Origin of the sequence: Streptomyces sp. NBC_00576 (assembly GCF_036345175.1) — a bacterium.
Classification (GTDB): domain Bacteria; phylum Actinomycetota; class Actinomycetes; order Streptomycetales; family Streptomycetaceae; genus Streptomyces.
On the sequence record NZ_CP107780.1, the window covers coordinates 3,021,755 to 3,039,729 of the forward strand.

Below are 17,975 nucleotides of genomic sequence, written 5' to 3' on the forward strand. Positions count from 1 at the left end.
CACCCTCCGTCTCAGGATGCGAGCACTGCGCTGATCACCGGCCTGGTCACCGGGCTGATCACCTCAGGTGCCGTACGAACGCGTCGGCGCCGTCGTTGGTGTCGCCGGCCGGGATCAGTGTCGGGTCGGACGACTGGAAGACGATGCGGCGGGCGCCGTCGGCGATCCGGCCCGGCAGGACCTGGGCGGTCGCGGTGCCGCCAGTGGTGTCGGGCGTGACCAGGGTGGTGGTGCCCTTCTTCAGGTCCCGCAGATAGACGGGGTACTCCTTGCCGTACTGGCTGCCGGGCTCCGTCACCTCCGACGTGAACGTGAGGTAGCGGCCGTCGGCGCTGATCGCGGCGCCCCGGGTGTAGACCTCGCCGGGGCCGCCCTGGGTGCCGTGGATGCGCCGGTTCTTGCCGGTGCGGATGTCGTGGACGAACACGTTCCAGCTGGCGTCGGTGTCGCCGGGGACCAGGTGGGTGTCCCGGGACTCGAAGACGACCGTACGTCCGTTGCCGCTGATGGACGGGGTCAGGGACTCCTTCTCGGTCGGTGAGCCGTCGTGGGAGCGGTCGATCTGGGTGTGCTTGCGGGTGGTGCGGTCGTACAGCCAGACGTCGCCCCAGTCGTCGCCGCGCGGGCCGTTCATGTAGTTGTACTGGTAGACGACGCGGCGCCCGTCGTCGCTGACCGTCGGCTGCGAGGCGTTGCGGGGCTCCCAGGTCGGCTTGGGGTGGCTGATCCGCTGGGTGGTGCCGGCGACACGGTCGCGCAGGAAGACTACGCCGCTGTTGTTCTGGGCGGTCTCCTGGAGCGTGTAGACGGCGTAGCGGCCGTTGGGGCTCACGGAGACCTCGGAGGGCTGCCCGGTGAAGCCGTCGGGGACCTCGATGCCGAAGCCCACCCGCTTCGCCGTGCCGACGTCGTCGATCCACACGTCGGTGTCCTCGGCGGACGGTGCGTACTGGACGTAGACGTAGCGGCCGTCGTCGAGGACCGCCAACAGGCCGCCGAACCCGGCGAAACGGAGCTTGCCGGTATGCCGGTCGCGTACGTACATGCCGCCGTGCGGCACATTGGGGTCAAGGTCCTCGGCGGCCGAAGTGAGGGCGAGGTGGCGGCCGTTGCGGCTGATGACGGAGGTCTGTGTGGCGCCGTTCCCCGCCTTCCCCTCGGGGGTGACGCTGATCGGCTCGGTGTAGGGCGCCCTGGGTGCGGCGCCCGCCGTGGGTGCGGTGAGCGCCGCCGAGGCCACGGCCGCGACGACGGCGACCGCCAGAGCGGCGCGACGATGCGTTTTCCGGTAGGTGTACATGGTTGTTCCCCCGTGATCGGTCGTTCTCATTGCACTGTCCGCAGGAAGACGTCCGTTACCCCGTTGGTGTCCCCTTTCACCAGATCGGATGACGCCGACTCGAACGCGACGACGGTGCCGTCGGAGTTGGCGGACGGATTCCGCGCCGGGAGGTCGTTGCGGCCGCCCCAGCGGTCGACGCTGATCAACTGCCGTTCGCCGGTGGCGAGTTCGAGCAGGTACACGGTGCCGGCCGAGGTGTACGCGAGATGCGTACCGGTCCCGGAGAGCGAGGGCTCGGTGCCCCTGACCCGGGTCGTGGCCCCGGTGTCGAGGTCGCGGACGTGGATGTTGCGGCCCTGCTGGAAGGCGACCTCGCGGCCGTCGGCGCTGATCGAGGGCGCGACCTTGTCACCCTCCTCGGCCGGTGAGATCAGCTCGTCGCTGCCGGTGGCCGTGTCCCGTACGTACAACAGCCGGTAGTTCTCCGGGCCGTTGCGGTTGCCGATGGTGTACGCGACGTGGGTGCCGTCCGGGCTGATCGACTGCACGCGGCCCAACTCGTTGAAGCCGGGCGGGTTCTCGGGCCACAGCCGCTCCGAGCGGCCGGTGGCGCGGTCGTACAGGTACGGAGCCATGAACCGGGTGCCCGCGGAGAAGGCGATACGGCTCCCGTCGGTGCTCGGCAGCGGATAGCCGTAGGTGTTGCCGCTGCCGACGTCGATCCTGGTGACCTCGCCGGTGGGCAGGTCCTTCACCAGCAGGCACGGGGTGAAGTGCGCGCAGCCGAAGCTCGGCGCGGTGGACGTGAACGCGACTCGGTGGCCGTCGGCGCTGATCGCGGCGCTCATCGACTCCCCGTCGGACTGGCTGCCGTCGGCGGCGGTGCTCACGCGCTCCACCCGATCCACCCTCGGCGTGTGCGGCGCGGCGGACGCGTTCGTCGCGCCGAACGCGAGCAGCAGCGCCGCCGCCCCTGACCAGGCTCCTGACACACCTGTGGCTCTGGACATGTTTCCCCCTGAAGTCCCCGTGAACGCTTGTCCCCCCGGCCCCGCGCCGAGGGCTCCCTTCGAGGCAAACGCATCACGCACTACAGGGTCAATCGGCCTTATTGCGTACAACCGGGACGCACACTCGGGCGTCCGCGAGAGGTCTCCTGTTCAGGTCGGGTGCCCCGCGCCCCAAAGGGGCGCGGGGCTGTATCCGATCCGCGGCTCAGCCGCGGGGCGCGCTCGGCCCCCACCGGCCCGCAGCCAGAGAACCGCCTACCTTGCCGAGCCCTCAGCCGAGGACATGCATCCAGTCGTGCTTGTCCTCGGCCGTACCGCGCTGGATGTCGAGGAGTGCCTCGCGCAGCCGCAGCGTGACCTTGCCGGGCTCGCCGCCGCTCTGCTGCCACTCGACGCCGGTGCGCTTGACCGTGCCGACAGGTGTGATGACGGCTGCCGTGCCGCAGGCGAAGACCTCGGTCAGGGTGCCGTTCTCGGCGTCGCGCTGCCACTCGTCGATGGAGATGCGGCCCTCCTCGGCGGTGTAGCCGAGGTCGCGGGCGACGGTGAGGAGGGAGTCGCGGGTGACGCCCTCCAGGATGGAGCCGGTGAGGGAGGGGGTGACGATGCGGTCCCCGTACACGAAGTACAGGTTCATCCCGCCGAGTTCCTCGATCCACTTGTGCTCGACGGCGTCGAGGTAGCAGACCTGGGCGCAGCCGTGCTCGGCGGCCTCGGCCTGGGCGAGCAGGGAGGCCGCATAGTTGCCGCCGGTCTTGGCGTCGCCCATGCCGCCGGGGACGGCGCGGACGCGGTCCTCGGAGAGCCAGATGGAGACGGGCTTGACGCCGCCGGGGAAGTAGGCGCCGGCGGGGGACGCGATCACCAGGAACAGGTACTCGTTGGCCGGCTTGACGCCGAGGCCGACCTCGGTGGCGATCATGAAGGGGCGCAGGTAGAGGGACTCCTCGCCGCCGTGCGCGGGCACCCAGTCGCGGTCCTGCTGGACGAGCGCGTCGATGGCCTCGATGAACGTCTCGACGGGCAGCTCGGGCATGGCGAGGCGGCGCGCGGAGTGCTGGAAGCGCAGGGCGTTCTTCTCCGGCCGGAAGGTGGCGACGGAGCCGTCGGGGCGGCGGTAGGCCTTGAGGCCCTCGAAGATCTCCTGCGCGTAGTGCAGGGTCATGTTCGCGGGGTCGATGGAGAGCGGGCCGTACGGGACGAGCTGTCCGTCGTGCCAGCCGCGGCCCTCGGTCCACTTGATCGTCACCATGTGGTCGGTGAAGTGGCGGCCGAAGCCGGGGCTGGCCAGGATCGCCTCCCGCTCCGCGCCGGAAAGTGGCGAGGCCGAGGGCTTGAGCTCGATCGTGGGCGTCGTCATGAGTGGGTGTCCTTCACCGGTTTTGTGTGTGACGGGCCGCGCTCACGCCCGTACAGCCGCCGTACCGCAGTGGCCGGTGTTAGGACGTCCGAGCATTCCCTCGGTCCGTGGCTCCGCGTTCGATTATCGCGCGAAGGGGGCCATGGACGAAAAGGGCGTGAAATGCGACCCAGGGGATGATGGTGACACCCGGCGGGGACGTAAGAGAAGCCGCCGGGTGCATATGCGACCCGGCGGCTTCGAAAATCGTTCGAGTGAGCGCCGCGGGTCAGCCGGCTACTCGTACGGCGAGGGCGTCGCCGATCTCGTCGGTCGTACGGGCCGTGGTGCCGCGCTCCGCGAGGTCGCCGGTGACGGCTTCCTCGATGCGGGCGGCCTCGGACTCGTAGCCGAGGTGGCGCAGCAGGAGGGCGACGGACAGCACGGTGGCGCTGGGGTCGGCCTTGCCCTGACCGGCGATGTCCGGGGCCGAGCCGTGCACGGGCTCGAACATCGAGGGGTACTCGCCGGACGGGTTGATGTTCCCGCTCGCGGCGACGCCGATGCCGCCGGAGACGGCCGCGGCGAGGTCGGTGATGATGTCGCCGAACAGGTTGTCGGTGACGATCACGTCGAAGCGCTCGGGCTGCGTGACGAGGTAGATCGTCGCCGCGTCCACGTGCATGTACTCGGTGGTGACGTCGGGGAACTCCTCGCCCACCTTGTTGAAGATGTCCGTCCACAGGTGACCGGCGTGCACGAGCACGTTGTTCTTGTGGACGAGCGCCAGCTTCTTGCGGGGGCGGGCCTGGGCGCGGGCGTAGGCGTCGCGGACGACCCGCTCGATGCCGAAGGCGGTGTTCAGCGACACCTCGGTGGCGACCGCGTGCGGGGTGCCCTGGCGGATGGTGCCGCCGTTGCCGGTGTACGGGCCCTCGGTGCCCTCGCGGACGACCACGAAGTCGATCTCGGGCTGTCCGGCCAGCGGGGTCGCGACACCGGGGAGGAGCCTCGACGGACGCAGGTTGACGTGGTGGTCGAAGGCGAAGCGGAGCTTCAGCAGGAAGCCGCGTTCCAGGACTCCGGAGGGCACGCTCGGGTCACCGATCGCGCCGAGCAGGATGGCGTCGTGCTTCTTGAGCGCGTCCAGGTCGGCGGTGGTGAGGGTCTCACCGGTGGCGTGGTAGCGCCGGGCGCCGAAGTCGAACTCCTTGGTCTCCAGCTTCACATCCTGCGGAAGGACGGCGGAGAGCACCTTCAGCCCCTGGGCCACGACCTCCTGGCCGATGCCGTCACCGGGAATCACTGCGAGATTGATGCTGCGAGACATACCGGCACCGTACTCCGGGTCCCATGGGATGACACACCGTGTCCGCGATACGGACACGATCCGGATGGGAGATGCACGCCAACGGCCGCTCTTCCACCGGCGTTCACCTGTATGTGAGCCGGACGTTGGGGATTGCTGCAAAATTCCCACCCATGGACAGTCCCCCGGACACCCCCGACGTCGGCATTCCGCCGCAGCTGGCCCGCCGGATGAGCATGGCGGAGCAGTACGAGTACCTGCGCACGCGGCTCACCCGGCGCCGCGCGCTGGTGACGGCGGGCGCGCTGGCCGGCGGTGGCCTGCTCACCGGCTGTTCGTCGAGCACCCATACGCCGGCCCCCGCCACCAGCAGGGTGCCCGGCTCGGCCGTCGTCCCGTTCGGCCGCCACCTCGCGTTCGGCGCCGACCCGAAGACCCAGATGCGGATCTCCTGGCAGGTCCCGTTCGCGGTGCGGAAGCCGTACGTACGCGTCGGACCGACGCCCGGGAACCTGAGCCGGCGCATCGACGCCGAGGTCCGCGCCCTGCACACGCCGGGCCTGACGGGCGTACGCCTCGACCTGGACCAGTACTACGTGCACGCGGCCCTCGACGGCCTGCGCCCCGGGACGACGTACTACTACGGCGTCGGCCACGAGGGCTTCGACCCGGCGTCCCGCGCGCACAACTCCACGCTCGGCACGTTCCGCACCGCACCCGCCACCGCCCCCGCGAGCTTCGTGTTCACGGCCTTCGGCGACCAGGGCGTCACGCCCGACGCGCTCGCCAACGATCACGTGCTCCTCGGCCGGAACCCCGCCTTCCACCTCCACGCGGGTGACATCTGCTACGCGGACGTCACCGGCCACGGCGAGAAGTCGGACAGTTACGACCCGACCGCCTGGGACCTGTTCCTGAAGCAGACGGAGACGGTCGCGAAGTCGGTGCCGTGGATGGTGACGACCGGAAACCACGACATGGAGGCCTGGTACTCGCCCAACGGCTACGGCGGCCAGTCGGCCCGCTGGTCACTCCCGGACAACGGCTTCGACGCCCAAAACACCCCGGGCGCCTACTCGTTCACGTACGGCAATGTCGGGGTCGTGGCGCTCGACGCGAACGACGTGTCGTACGAGATCCCCGCGAACCTGGGCCACACGGACGGCCGCCAGACGGCGTGGCTGGACCGGCGACTGGCCGAGCTGCGCACGTCGGACGCGATCGACTTCGTCGTGGTCTTCTTCCACCACTGCACGTACTCCACGTCCAACCACGCCTCCGACGGCGGGGTACGGGACGCCTGGCTGCCGCTCTTCGACAAGCACCAGGTGGACCTGGTAATCAACGGCCACAACCATGTGTACGAGCGGACGGACGCCCTCAGGGGCGGCCGGGTGGGCCGGCAGGTGCCGGTCGGCGCGTCGACCGACCCGACGCGGGACGGCACCGTGTACGTCACGGCGGGCGGCGCGGGCCAGAGCCTGTACGCGTTCCCCAACGGGGTGAAGGACAGCTTCGAGGGGAAGGTCGCCGACCGGGAGTCGGTGGAGAGCTTCTACTGGACGAAGTCGCAGGAGCGGCACGAGGACACCGTGGAGTGGTCACGCGTGCGCTACACCGGCTACTCCTTCCTCTCGGTGGAGGCGCAGGCGGGCGCACCGGGCGCGGCTCCCCGGCTCACGGTGTCGGCGCTGGCGCAGAGCGGGGAGCGGATCGACCACTTCGAGGTACGGCGCGGGTAGCGAGCCGGCGGACTGCCGTCAGTGACCCGTCTGGCCGCCGTTGTCCCGGCGGTCGAGGGCGCGCTGGAGGGCTGCGGCGGCGTTCTTACGGTCGGACTCGCTCGTCGGGGACACGTGGCGGACTCGGCGGCGGACGGTCGTCTCGGCCATGGGAAATCGACTCCTTCAAGGAATCCGGGAGTACGGCAGGGGGGATTCGAGACGCCGGGTCGGACGGGGAGCAGCGGCACCGCAGGGGTTGCCTGCACGGGGCACCGGCTCACGACCGTCATTCGCTTGGTCCAGCGAGACGTTCGGCTTCTACAAAGCTAAGCGAGGACAGGGCATCTGTCTCCACAATTACTCGGACTTCCTACTATCTGAGACGGCGGATTGGGACACCCCCCCACTGACCTGGCCCTTTACAACACGTCGCCATCCCGCCAGTCGAAGACCAACCCCTCCGCCGGATCGAGCGAACCGACAAGCGAACCGACCACAGTCGGCCGTACGAAGACACCGCCCTCCTCTTCCGGAAGGTGGACCACCCCGTCCGGGCCGAGGGCGCTGATCCGGCCCGGCCAGAGCTGCCAGCCCCTGGCCTCGTAAAGGGCGGAGCCGTCGGCGCTCGCGGACAGCGCACCGAGGTCGTAGCCGCCGTCGATGAACCGCTCCAGCGCGCCCAGCACCTGCCCACCGAGGCCGCGACGGCGGGCGTCGGTGCGGACACCGACGGCTTCGACGTAGCCGACGCGCAGCCAGCGCCCCCGGTGCAACGCGCGGCGCATGACGACCGAGCCGTGGGCGAGGAGGACACCGGTGTCGTCGTGGACGAGTGCGTGGATACCCCCGAGCGCGTGCTCCCAGTCCTCGTCACCGAAGCTGCCGTCGAAAGCGGCGTCCAGGAGGCCGCGGGCGGCGGCGAGTTCGGCGGAGGCGAGGTCGGCCGTGTGGGCGGTGCGCAGCGTGGGGGCCATGAGTCCAGTATCCCGAGGCGCCCGGAGACAACCCGCGAGATCCGAAACTCGATTGATCCGACCTCCAACACCTAGATAGCGCCGCGCGACACCTTGACAGCCCGATTCCCACCCACCAGCCTCACAGTCATCGGATGGCTGAACGACTGGAGAGGTACTTCATGTCGATCGCGCTGACACTTTGCTCTGCCTTACTTGCCACAGCGGTAACAGCTCTGCCCGCCGAGGCGGCCACCGGGCCGCATACCGGGACGGCGGCGGCCTGGGAGGTGAAGGCTCCGCCCGGCTCCCCCACGGCGGTCGTCGCACTGGACCCGGCCGACGGCCGCCCGACCCTCACCGTGAGACGCGGCGGCGAACAGGTCCTCGCCCCCTCCCCCCTGGGCCTGGTCACCGAACAGGCCGATTTCTCCAAGGGACTGGAGCTGACCAGCCGCACCACCCGAGCAGTCACCGAGCGCTACGCGTCCACAACGGGCAAGTCCCGCAAGCGGGTTGCCCGGATGACCGAGTCCCGCTTCCGCTTCCATACGGCCGAGGGCGCCCGCCTCGACCTGCTGGTACGGGTGACCCCGGACGGCGTCGCCTACCGCTACGCCCTGCCGCGCACCACCGGCAACGTCCTGCGCGAGGCCTCCGCCTTCACCCTCCCCCCGGACACCCAGGCCGTCATCAACGCCTACCGCGCCGACAACGAACTCCCTTTCAAACGCTACGAGTCGGCGGCAACGGCCCCGGCGGGCGGCTACTCGATGCAGGCCCTCTTCAACACGCCCGGCGGCTACGCCCTCATCGCCGAGTCGGACCTCAACGGCACTTACGCGGGCGCCCACTTGACACACGAGGCGGGCTCACCGACGTACAAGGTGAGCCTCTGGAACGACGAACCCGTGGAAACGCAAGGCTCGTTGACGACGCCGTGGCGCACGATCGTCACCGGCGACCTGACCACCGTGACGGAGTCGACCCTCGTCGACGACCTCGCCCCGCCCTCCCGGGTCCGGGACACGTCCTGGATCAAGCCGGGCCCTGCCCTGTGGACCTGGCTCGCGGGCGGCAAGGAGGCCGGGCAGAGCCTGGCGGCGCAGAAGAAGTACGTCGACTACGCGGCCGAGCGCGGCTGGCCGTACGAGGTCGTCGACGCCGGCTGGTACTACAAGCCCGGGGAATGGGACGTCATCGACCCCGACTGGCAGACGAACAACTGGATGCCGGAACTGGTGCGGTACGCGGCGGCGAAAGGTGTCGGTATCCAGGTCTGGCTGCACTACACCCTGCTCACGGACCCGGCGGAGCGCGAGAAGTGGCTCGGCACGCTGGCGAGTTGGGGCGTCAAGGGCGTGAAGATCGACTTCATGGACTCGGAGTCGCAGGACCGGATGCGCTGGTACGACGAGGCGTTGGAAGCGACGGCCCGCCACCATCTCCTCGTCAACTTCCATGGCTCGACCATCCCGAAGGGCATGCAGCGCACCTGGCCGCAGGTCATGACCATGGAGGGCGTGGGCGGCGAGGAGAAGCGCAACAACACCGCCGAGCAGCTCGCCTCGCTCCCCTTCACCCGTAACGTGATCGGCTCGATGGACTTCACCCCGGGCGCTTTCCACCGCCCGTTCCGCCCCAACGTCGCTTCCGACGCCGGTGAGTTGGGCCTGACGGTGCTGTACGAGTCGGGCATCCAGAATCTCGCCGGCACTCCGGAGTCGTACGAGGCCCGCCCGGAGGCCCGCCGCTATCTGGAGCAGCTGCCCCGACGCTGGGAGGAGACCCGGCTGTTGACCGGCGACCCGGGCCGGGCCGCCGTACTCGCCCGGCGCGCGGCGGACGGCCGGTGGTTCATCGGCGGGACGTTCGCGGGCGCGGCGCGGACGGCGGACGTACCGCTGCGGCTCGGCGCCGGCCGCTGGCTGGTGGAGACGGTGACGGACGGCCCGTCGGGTCTGGTGCGGGAGGCGCGGGTCGTACGAGGCGGCGACGCCCTCGCCGTACCGGTGGTCGCGGACGGCGGCTTCGCCGCACTGGCCTGTCGCTGGCAGCCGGGCCGTACGACCTGCGAGAAGGCGAAATGACGAACGCCGGGCCCGCGTGGGTGCGGGCCCGGCGTTCCCCGTGAACCGTCAGCTGTCAGCCCATGTGCGGGTACGTGTAGTCGGTCGGTGCGACCAGGGTCTCCTTGATGGCGCGGGTCAGGGTCCAGCGCATCAGGTTCTGCGGGGCACCCGCCTTGTCGTTGGTACCGGACGCGCGCCCGCCGCCGAACGGCTGCTGCCCGACGACCGCACCGGTCGACTTGTCGTTGATGTAGAAGTTGCCGGCCGCGTAGCGCAGCTTCTCCATCGTGTACGCGGCTGCCGCGCGGTCACCGGAGATGACCGCGCCGGTCAGCGCGTAGTCGGACACGCACTCCATCTGGGTCAGCATGGCGTCGTACTTCTCGTCCTCGTAGACATACACGGCGAGGAACGGGCCGAAGTACTCGGTGGTGAAGACCGGGTTCGCCGGGTCCGTGCACTCCACGACCGTCGGGCGGACGAACCAGCCGACCGAGTCGTCGTACGAGCCGCCCGCCACGATCGTGCACGTCGGGTCGGACTTCGCGCGGTCGATGGCGGCCTTGTTCTTGGCGAAGGCACGCTCGTCGATGACCGCGCCGACGAAGTTGCCGAGGTCGTTGACGTCACCCATGGTCAAGTGGTCGACCTCGGCGGCGAACTCCTCACGGAAGCCGTTGTTCCAGATGGAGGCCGGGATGTAGGCGCGGGAGGTCGCGCTGCACTTCTGCCCCTGGTACTCGAAAGCACCCCGGGTGAGGGCCGTCTTCAGGACCGCCCGGTCGGCGCTCGGGTGGGCGACGACGAAATCCTTGCCGCCGGTCTCGCCGACGAGCCGCGGATACGAGCGGTACTTCTCGATGTTCGCGCCGACCGTCTTCCACAGGTGCTGGAAGGTCTTGGTGGAACCGGTGAAGTGAATCCCGGCCAGGGAGCGGTGCTCCAGGGCGACCTTGGAGACCTCGATGCCGTCCCCGGTCACGAGGTTGATGACGCCCTTGGGCAGCCCGGCCTCCTCCAGCAACCGCATGAGGAGGACAGCGGCGTGGGTCTGCGTCGGGGACGGCTTCCACACCACCACGTTGCCCATAAGGGCGGGCGCCGTCGGCAGGTTGCCCGCGATCGCCGTGAAGTTGAAGGGGGTGATCGCGTAGACGAAGCCTTCGAGGGGGCGGTGGTCGAGACGGTTCCAGACGCCCGGGGAGTTGGCGGGCGGCTGCTCGGCGAGCAGGTCGCGCGCGTACTTGACGTTGAAGCGCCAGAAATCGACCAGCTCGCAGGGACAGTCGATCTCGGCCTGCTGGGCCGTCTTCGACTGACCGAGCATGGTGGAGGCGGCGAGGGTCTCGCGCCAGGGACCGGCGAGCAGTTCGGCGGCGCGCAGGATGATCGCGGCACGGTCGTCGAACGACATCGCGCGCCAGGCGGGCGCGGCGGCGAGGGCCGCGTCGATCGCGTCCTGGGCGTCCTGCTGGGTGGCGTTGGCGTAGGTGCCGAGGCGGGCCTTGTGGTGGTGCGGCTGTACGACGTCGAATCGCTCACCGCCGCCCATGCGCCGCGCGCCGCCGATGGTCATCGGCAGGTCGACGGGGTTCTCGGCGAGCTCCTTGAGCTTGACCTCCAGCCGGGCCCGCTCGGGCGACCCGGGGGCGTAGCCGTGCACCGGCTCGTTGACGGGGGTGGGGACCTGGGTGACGGCGTCCATTGCTTCCGAACTCCTTGAGGGGCGAGTGAGCGGGTGTTGTCAGGGGCCAAATCCCTTGGTCTCAGCCCTTGGTGAGGATCGAGCGGCCGAAGAACAGCAGGTTGGCGGGGCGTTCGGCCAGCCTCCGCATGAAGTAGCCGTACCAGTCCGTCCCGTACGCGGTGTAGACACGCATCCGGTGTCCCTCGGCGGCGAGCCGCAGATGTTCGTCGCTCCTGATCCCGTACAGCATCTGGAACTCGTACTCGTCGGGCTTGCGGCTCGCGCGCCGGGCGAGTTCCTGGGCGATGGAGATGAGGCGCGGGTCGTGGGACCCGATCATTGGGTATCCCTCGCCCTCCATCAGGATCCTCAGGATGCGGACGTACGCCTTGTCGGTCTCGGACTTCTGCTGGTAGGCGACCTCGGCGGGCTCCTTGTACGCGCCCTTCACCAGCCGTACGCGGCTGCCGCAGTCGGCGAGGCGGCGGGCGTCGGACTCGGTGCGGTACAGGTAGGCCTGGATGACGCAGCCGGTCTGCGGGAAGTCCTTCCGGAGCTCCTCGTGGATCGCGAACATCGAGTCGAGGGTGGTGTGGTCCTCCGCGTCGAGCGTGACCGTCGTACCGATCGCGGCGGCGGCCTCGACGACGGGCCGGATGTTTGCGAGGGCCAGCTCGTGGCCGCCCTCCAGCGCCTGCCCGAAGAGCGACAGTTTGACGGACATCTCGGCGCGGGTGCCCAGTTCCAGTTCCCCGAGCCGCTCGACCAGCTCCAGATAGGCGTCGCGGGCGGCGGCGGCCTGCTCGGGGGTGGTGATGTCCTCGCCGACCACGTCCAGGGTGACTTCCAGCCCCCGGTCGGTGAGGTCCTGGACGATCGGCACGACGTCGTCGACCGTCTCGCCGGGGATGAAGCGGTCGACGACCGGCCTGGTCACCGGGGCGGCCGAGATCAGTCGGCGCATCCGGTCGCTGCGCGAGGCGGCGAGAATCACGGGACCCAGCACGGGGCACCTCCACAAAAGGCCGGTGAACGGAGAACCACCGTGAAACCTAAGGATCCCTCCGATCGTCGGCCATCGACAGCTGTCACGCATCCGTGCCCCAGATCTCATACAGATGTCTGAAGGCGGCGCGGAAATGCGCAAGAATTGCCCGAATGAGCCAGCCGAACGCCGATCACCACAGCGACTACCAGGAACTGGTGGACGACATCTCGGAGCTTCTCGGCGCCCCCGCGACGCTGGAGAACCGCGACTTCGAGCTGCTCGCCTTCGGCGCGTACGACAGCGAGGGCGAGCTGGACACGTCGGCCCTGGACCCCGTCCGCACCCGCTCGATCCTGACGCGCCGCTCGACGTCGGCGGTGCGCGCGTGGTTCGAGGGCTTCGGCATCACGCGGGCGACCGGTCCGGTCCGCATCCCGCCCACACCGGAGGCGGGGGTGTACCGGGGGCGAATCTGTCTCCCCGTACGCCATCGGGGTGTCGTCCTCGCCTACGTCTGGCTGCTCGACGACGATCCGGGCCCCTCGGCGGAGCAGTTGGCGGCGGCCATGGAGGTGACGGACCGGATCGGCGCACTGCTCGCGGACGACGCGCAGGCGAGCGCCGACCTGACCCGCGAGTTCCGGACGGTGCTGACCGCCGAGCGCGGCTGGCAGCGCGACATGGCGGTGGCGGCGCTGCGTACGGCCCTGGGGGCGCGCGGCGAGGGCCCGCACGCGGTGGTGTGCGTGGCGCCCTGGCCGTCGGCGGATCCGGACGACGCCCCGTCGGCCCGTGCGGTGCCGCACGCGACGGCGGTGTGCACGGTGCCGTGGGGTACGGCGGCCCAGAGTCTGGCGCTGCTGATCCGGCTGCGCGCGACGGACGTACCCGCCCCGGCGCTGACGGTGGCGTCCCGGCTGCTGAAGGAGACGGAGGGTGCGGTCGCCGCCGGCGTCGGCGCACCGCGTACCGGCCTCGCCGATCTGGGCGCCGCCTGGCACGAGGCCTCGGCGGCGGCCCGCGCGGCCCTCGCGGAACCGCGCCTCGGCCCGGTCGCGGAGTGGGGTGCCATCGGCCCGTACCGCCTCCTCACGGCGCTGCCCCCGGACACGGCCCAGGACCCCGCCGTACGCACCCTGCTCTCCCCCGCCCACCAGGAACTGGCCCGCACCGCCGAGGTCTACCTCGACCTCGCGGGCCAGGCGAGCCGTACGGCGGCGGAACTGGGCATCCACCGCCAGACGCTCTACTACCGCCTGTCCCGGGTGGAGCAACTCACAGGCCTGGACCTGGACGACGGCGAGGACCGCCTGCTGCTGCACATGGCACTGAAAGGTGCGCGGCTCTAGGGCTTGGCTGCCCCGATGACCCGCCGCAGTCCCTCGGTGAGCTGGTCCGCGGTCGGTGCCGTCGTCGGGTCGAAGACGTACTGGCAGATGAGCCCGGTCATCAGGGCGTTGTAGAACTGTCCGACGGAGTCGACGTCCCCTTCCGACAGGTCCTCCTCGCGCCCACCGAGGAACAGCGGAATGATGCCGCGCCCCGCCTCGCGCTGGGCCTTCGCCAAGTGGTCGCGGACGGTGGGCAGTTGGTCTCCCATGGCCACGATCTCCACGCTGAGCCGCCACAGCGAACCCGGCCCCTGCATGGTGGCGATGATGTTCGACCAGACCTCCTGGAACCGGTCGAGCGAGCCGGGCTCGGTGTCGCCGGCCGTCCCCATGGCGGGGCTGAAGTCGTCGGAGAGTCCCTCCACCAGAGAGACGTACGCCTCCGCGAGGAGCTTGTCCTTCGAGCCGTAGTGGTAACCGATCGACGCCAGGTTGGTCCCTGACTCCTTGACGATGTCGCGCGCCGTCGTGCGCACGAAGCCCTTCTCCAGCAGGCAGCGCTTGGCGCCTTCGAGCAGATCCTCACGGTGTCCCATGTGTCCAGCCTACCCGCGGTCCATACGGCCGTCCTAGACAAACGAATTACACAACCGTTCTAGACATCCGTTTAATACAGCCGTACATTCCTTGCCATGACGAACCCGACGAGCACGACCGCTTCCCCCGGCACCCGCGCCGGCCGCCGCGAATGGACCGCGCTGGGCGTGCTGATGCTGCCGCTGCTGCTGGTCTCGATGGACGTGTCCGTCCTCTACTTCGCCGTCCCCGCGATCAGCGCGGACCTGGAGCCGACCGGCACCCAGCAGCTGTGGATCTTCGACATCTACGCCTTCGTCCTGGCCGGTCTGCTGATGACGATGGGCTCGCTCGGCGACCGCATCGGCCGCCGCAGGCTCCTCCTCATGGGCGCCGCCGCCTTCGGCGGGGGCTCACTGCTCGCCGCCTACGCGAACAGCGCCGAGACCCTGATCGCGGCCCGCGCGGTCCTCGGCATCGGCGGCGCCACCCTGATGCCGTCGACGATGGCCCTGATCCGCACGATGTTCCGCGACCCCGGCCAGCGCGCCAAGGCGATCGGCATGTGGTCCGGTGTGATGACCGGCGGCATCGCCCTCGGCTCAGTCATGAGCGGCCTGCTGGTCGAGTACTTCTGGTGGGGCTCGGTCTTCCTGGTCAACCTGCCCGCGATGGCACTGCTGCTGGTCCTGGGCCCGATCCTGCTCCCCGAGTCGAAGAACCCGAACCCGGGCCGCTTCGATCTCCTCAGCGTCCCCCTGTCGATGGCGGCCGTCCTTCCCGTGATCTACGGCCTCAAGGAGATCCCGTCCGAGGGCTGGCACACGCAGTACGTCCTCTCGGTCACCGTCGGCCTGTTCTTCGCGTACCTCTTCGTCCAGCGGCAGCGCACGACGGCCTCACCCCTCATCTCCCCCGCACTGTTCCGGGGGCGGGGCTTCGGCCCGGCCGTCTTCCTGAACCTGCTCTCGGCGTTCGCGATGATGGGTTCGGCGTACTTCACCACGCAGTACCTCCAGTCGGTGCTGGGCAAGAGCTCCCTGGAGGCCGCGCTGTGGGGCCTGCTGCCGACGGTGCTGGTCGGCATCGCCGCACCGCTCGCCGCCGCTCTGGTCCAGCGGGGCGTGGAGCGCGCCCACGTCGTCGCCGGCGGCTTCGTCACGGCGGCCTGCGGATACGGGCTGCTGGCCCTGGTCGGGACGGACTCGCTGTGGCTGGTACTGGCCGGCGCGGGCATCCTCGCGGCCGGCATCGTCACCGTGATGTCCCAGATGATGGACCTGGGCCTGAGCACCGCCCCGCTCGACAAGGCGGGCGCCGCGTCCTCCCTGCTGGAGACGGGCGCGGAGTTCGGCGGCGCGCTGGGCATGGCCGTACTGGGCTCGATCGGTACGGCGGTCTACCGCCACGACATCCCGGCCTCGGCGCCTGCCGCGGCCCAGGAGACCCTGGGCGGCGCCCTCGCGGTGGCGGACCAGCTCCCGGCGCGCACGGGAGACGCGCTGGTCACAGCGGCCAGGGAGGCGTACGCCCATGGAATGCAGGCCGCTGCGATCGCCGGGGTGGTGCTGCTGCTGGGGGCGGCGGTGCTGGCGGCGCGGACGCTCCGTGGGGTGACCGTGCGGGAGACGGTGGTGGAGGAGACGGAGGGCTGCTGCGTCTAGGGCAACGGAAAACGCCGGGTGGACTGGGATACCCAGCCCACCCGGCGTTCGCGTTCGAGACCTGGCCGACGACCACTTGCAGCCTGGCCAACGGCCACTTTTCAGCGCCGCCCGGCAATCTCAGCCCGTCTGGGGGTCCCCCCTCTGGGGGAGCTTGAGGACGAGGCCGTTCAGGCCGAAGCGGGGGCCTGGGGGCGGCAGCCCCCAGAGACGGTCACTCAGACCAGGTTCACCGAGCGAGCAGACGTCGCCCCGATCTCGTCGGCGACCTCGGCCAGCACGCCAGGGGCAACCGTGTCATCGACGGTCAGGACGGCCAGCGCCTCCCCACCCGCCACCGACCGGGAAACCTGCATCCCGGCGATGTTGATCCCGGCCTCACCGAAGATCCGCCCCACCGTGCCGACGACGCCCGGCCGGTCCGCGTACCGGTACACGACCATGTGGTCGGCGAGCGCGAGGTCGACGTCGTACTCACCGACCGCGACGATCTTCTGGTGGTGCTTGGGACCGGCCAGCGTGCCGGAGACCGACACCTCCTCGCCGCTGCTGAGCGTGCCGCGCACGGTGACGACGTTGCGGTGGTCGGCCGACTCCGAGCTGGTCGTCAGCCGCACCTCGACGCCACGCTCCTGGGCGAACAGCGGGGCGTTGACGTACGAGACGGTCTCGTCGACGACGTCCTCGAACACACCCTTCAGCGCTGACAGCTCCAGCACCTTCACGTCGTGCTGGGTGATCTCGCCGTACACCTCGACGTCGAGGCGGACCGCGACCTCGCCCGCGAGCGCGGTGAAGATGCGGCCGAGCTTCTCGGCGAGCGGCAGACCCGGCTTGACGTCCTCGGCGATGACGCCGCCCTGGACGTTCACCGCGTCCGGGACCAGCTCACCGGCGAGCGCGAGACGCACCGAGCGGGCGACGGCGATACCGGCCTTCTCCTGCGCCTCGTCCGTGGACGCGCCGAGGTGCGGGGTGCAGACGACCTGGTCCAGCTCGAACAGCGGGGAGTCCGTGCAGGGCTCCTTCGCGTACACGTCGAGACCGGCGCCGGCGACGCGCCCCTCCTTGAGCGCCGAGTACAGCGCCTCCTCGTCGACGATCCCGCCACGCGCGGCGTTCACGATGCGGACACTCGGCTTGACCTTGTGCAGCGCCTCGTCGCCGATGAGACCGAGGGTCTCGGGGGTCTTCGGCAGGTGCACGGTGATGAAGTCGGAGACCTCGAGGAGCTCGTCCAGGGACAGCACCTTGACGCCCATCTGCGCGGCCCGAGCAGGCTGGACGTACGGGTCGTACGCGACGACCTTCATGCCGAACGCGGACATCCGCTGTGCGACGAGCGCGCCGATGCGCCCGAGGCCCACGACACCGAGGGTCTTCTCGGCCAGCTCGACGCCCGTGTACTTGTTGCGCTTCCACTCGCCGTTCTTGAGCGCGGTGTTGGCCTGCGGGATGTGGCGCGCGGTGGCCAGCAGCAGACCGCAGGCGAGCTCGGCGGCGGTGACAATGTTCGAGGTGGGGGCGTTGACGACCATCACGCCGGCCTTGGTGGCGGCGGACACGTCCACGTTGTCGAGGCCGACGCCGGCTCGTGCGACGACCTTCAACTTGCGGGCGGCGGCGACCGCCTCGGCGTCGACCTTGGTGGCCGAGCGGATCAGGATCGCGTCGACGTCGGCGATGGCGGGGAGCAGTTCGGCTCGGTCCGCTCCGTTGCAGTGCCGGATCTCGAAGTCCGGGCCGAGCGCGTCGACAGTCGCGGGCGACAGCTCTTCAGCGATGAGTACGACAGGTTTCGAGCTCACGTGAGGTCCTCACTCAGTCCTATGCGGACGGCCGTCCCGACGGCCGCAGGCGGTGTGGAGGGGCTACCGCGTGGAAGACGCACGACGCTGTGGGCCTGACGCGAATGTAGTACGGCAGTGTAGTGGCGCTACGAGGGCGTCCTTGCGGCTACGCGGAAGGATCACTCGCACGTGCTGTGTTCGGCTCCTCCGGCAGGTGAGGAGCGGGGTCCGGGGCAGCGCCCCCGGCAGA

The 17,975-nt window shown here is 70.0% G+C and carries 14 protein-coding genes; 4 read left to right on the plus strand and 10 right to left on the minus strand.

All coding sequences use genetic code 11. The features are described 5' to 3' along the window. Nucleotides 1-58: 58 nt before the first annotated feature. The 4 genes from OG734_RS12540 to OG734_RS12555 form a co-directional block, all read right to left on the minus strand. On the minus strand, nucleotides 59-1,300 hold the full coding sequence (locus OG734_RS12540) for a TolB family protein (RefSeq protein WP_330287563.1): 1,242 nt from the start codon (nucleotides 1,298-1,300) through the stop codon (nucleotides 59-61). A gap of 26 nt (nucleotides 1,301-1,326) precedes the next feature. Then, nucleotides 1,327-2,292, minus strand: a complete 966-nt coding sequence (locus tag OG734_RS12545) for a hypothetical protein (RefSeq protein WP_330287564.1) — start codon at nucleotides 2,290-2,292, stop codon at nucleotides 1,327-1,329. Between the two features lie 271 nt (nucleotides 2,293-2,563). After that, nucleotides 2,564-3,652 carry a branched-chain amino acid aminotransferase gene (locus OG734_RS12550; protein WP_330287565.1) on the minus strand — a complete coding sequence of 363 codons (1,089 nt, stop codon included), beginning with the start codon at nucleotides 3,650-3,652 and terminating at the stop codon, nucleotides 2,564-2,566. Between the two features lie 268 nt (nucleotides 3,653-3,920). After that, complete coding sequence (locus OG734_RS12555) at nucleotides 3,921-4,961, minus strand: 3-isopropylmalate dehydrogenase (RefSeq protein ID WP_330287566.1); 1,041 nt, start codon at nucleotides 4,959-4,961, stop codon at nucleotides 3,921-3,923. 152 nt (nucleotides 4,962-5,113) lie between these two features. Here OG734_RS12555 and OG734_RS12560 point away from each other — a divergent pair, with 152 nt between their 5' ends. Next, entirely contained in the window at nucleotides 5,114-6,682 is a 1,569-nt protein-coding gene (locus OG734_RS12560) for a purple acid phosphatase family protein (protein WP_330287567.1), read from the plus strand. 18 nt (nucleotides 6,683-6,700) lie between these two features. Here the strand turns inward: OG734_RS12560 and OG734_RS12565 are convergent, their stop codons facing one another. Both OG734_RS12565 and OG734_RS12570 read right to left on the minus strand, forming a co-directional pair. After that, nucleotides 6,701-6,832, minus strand: a complete 132-nt coding sequence (locus OG734_RS12565) for a hypothetical protein (RefSeq protein WP_006374903.1) — start codon at nucleotides 6,830-6,832, stop codon at nucleotides 6,701-6,703. Between the two features lie 251 nt (nucleotides 6,833-7,083). Then, entirely contained in the window at nucleotides 7,084-7,638 is a 555-nt protein-coding gene (locus tag OG734_RS12570) for a GNAT family N-acetyltransferase (protein WP_330287568.1), read from the minus strand. A 134-nt stretch (nucleotides 7,639-7,772) separates the two neighbouring features. On the opposite strand from OG734_RS12570, the gene OG734_RS12575 reads away from it, so the two are divergent. After that, the gene (locus tag OG734_RS12575) at nucleotides 7,773-9,707 is read left to right on the plus strand and encodes a glycoside hydrolase family 97 protein (RefSeq protein WP_330287569.1); all 1,935 of its coding nucleotides are present in this window, start codon (nucleotides 7,773-7,775) and stop codon (nucleotides 9,705-9,707) included. A 55-nt stretch (nucleotides 9,708-9,762) separates the two neighbouring features. On the opposite strand, the gene pruA is transcribed toward OG734_RS12575, so the two are convergent. Next, complete coding sequence (gene pruA, locus OG734_RS12580; RefSeq protein WP_330287570.1) at nucleotides 9,763-11,394, minus strand: L-glutamate gamma-semialdehyde dehydrogenase; 1,632 nt, start codon at nucleotides 11,392-11,394, stop codon at nucleotides 9,763-9,765. A 61-nt stretch (nucleotides 11,395-11,455) separates the two neighbouring features. Continuing rightward, a complete protein-coding gene (locus OG734_RS12585; RefSeq protein WP_330287571.1) occupies nucleotides 11,456-12,382 on the minus strand; it encodes a proline dehydrogenase family protein in 927 nt (308 codons plus the stop codon). 152 nt (nucleotides 12,383-12,534) lie between these two features. Between OG734_RS12585 and OG734_RS12590 the strand changes: the two genes are divergently transcribed. After that, nucleotides 12,535-13,713 carry a PucR family transcriptional regulator gene (locus OG734_RS12590; RefSeq protein WP_330287572.1) on the plus strand — a complete coding sequence of 393 codons (1,179 nt, stop codon included), beginning with the start codon at nucleotides 12,535-12,537 and terminating at the stop codon, nucleotides 13,711-13,713. Here the strand turns inward: OG734_RS12590 and OG734_RS12595 are convergent. Beyond that, nucleotides 13,710-14,291 (minus strand): TetR/AcrR family transcriptional regulator, encoded by a 582-nt coding sequence (locus OG734_RS12595; protein WP_330287573.1) that lies wholly within the window; start codon nucleotides 14,289-14,291, stop codon nucleotides 13,710-13,712. The genes OG734_RS12590 and OG734_RS12595 overlap by 4 nt on opposite strands. A 96-nt stretch (nucleotides 14,292-14,387) precedes the next feature. On the opposite strand from OG734_RS12595, the gene OG734_RS12600 reads away from it, so the two are divergent. After that, the gene (locus OG734_RS12600; protein ID WP_330287574.1) at nucleotides 14,388-15,935 is read left to right on the plus strand and encodes an MFS transporter; all 1,548 of its coding nucleotides are present in this window, start codon (nucleotides 14,388-14,390) and stop codon (nucleotides 15,933-15,935) included. Nucleotides 15,936-16,153: 218 nt separating this feature from the next. On the opposite strand, the gene serA is transcribed toward OG734_RS12600, so the two are convergent. After that, nucleotides 16,154-17,743 carry a phosphoglycerate dehydrogenase gene (gene serA, locus OG734_RS12605; protein ID WP_330287575.1) on the minus strand — a complete coding sequence of 530 codons (1,590 nt, stop codon included), beginning with the start codon at nucleotides 17,741-17,743 and terminating at the stop codon, nucleotides 16,154-16,156. Nucleotides 17,744-17,975 lie beyond the last annotated feature (232 nt).

Bases quoted from the DNA above. Each gene is read 5' to 3' on its own strand.
- pruA (WP_330287570.1), bottom strand. From the start codon at position 11,394: ATGGACGCCGTCACCCAGGTCCCCACCCCCGTCAACGAGCCGGTGCAC.
- OG734_RS12590 (WP_330287572.1), top strand. From the start codon at position 12,535: ATGAGCCAGCCGAACGCCGATCACCACAGCGACTACCAGGAACTGGTG.
- OG734_RS12555 (WP_330287566.1), bottom strand. From the start codon at position 4,961: ATGTCTCGCAGCATCAATCTCGCAGTGATTCCCGGTGACGGCATCGGC.
- OG734_RS12595 (WP_330287573.1), bottom strand. From the start codon at position 14,291: ATGGGACACCGTGAGGATCTGCTCGAAGGCGCCAAGCGCTGCCTGCTG.
- OG734_RS12565 (WP_006374903.1), bottom strand. From the start codon at position 6,832: ATGGCCGAGACGACCGTCCGCCGCCGAGTCCGCCACGTGTCCCCGACG.
- OG734_RS12600 (WP_330287574.1), top strand. From the start codon at position 14,388: ATGACGAACCCGACGAGCACGACCGCTTCCCCCGGCACCCGCGCCGGC.
- OG734_RS12575 (WP_330287569.1), top strand. From the start codon at position 7,773: ATGGCTGAACGACTGGAGAGGTACTTCATGTCGATCGCGCTGACACTT.
- OG734_RS12570 (WP_330287568.1), bottom strand. From the start codon at position 7,638: ATGGCCCCCACGCTGCGCACCGCCCACACGGCCGACCTCGCCTCCGCC.
- OG734_RS12545 (WP_330287564.1), bottom strand. From the start codon at position 2,292: ATGTCCAGAGCCACAGGTGTGTCAGGAGCCTGGTCAGGGGCGGCGGCG.
- OG734_RS12560 (WP_330287567.1), top strand. From the start codon at position 5,114: ATGGACAGTCCCCCGGACACCCCCGACGTCGGCATTCCGCCGCAGCTG.
- OG734_RS12540 (WP_330287563.1), bottom strand. From the start codon at position 1,300: ATGTACACCTACCGGAAAACGCATCGTCGCGCCGCTCTGGCGGTCGCC.
- OG734_RS12550 (WP_330287565.1), bottom strand. From the start codon at position 3,652: ATGACGACGCCCACGATCGAGCTCAAGCCCTCGGCCTCGCCACTTTCC.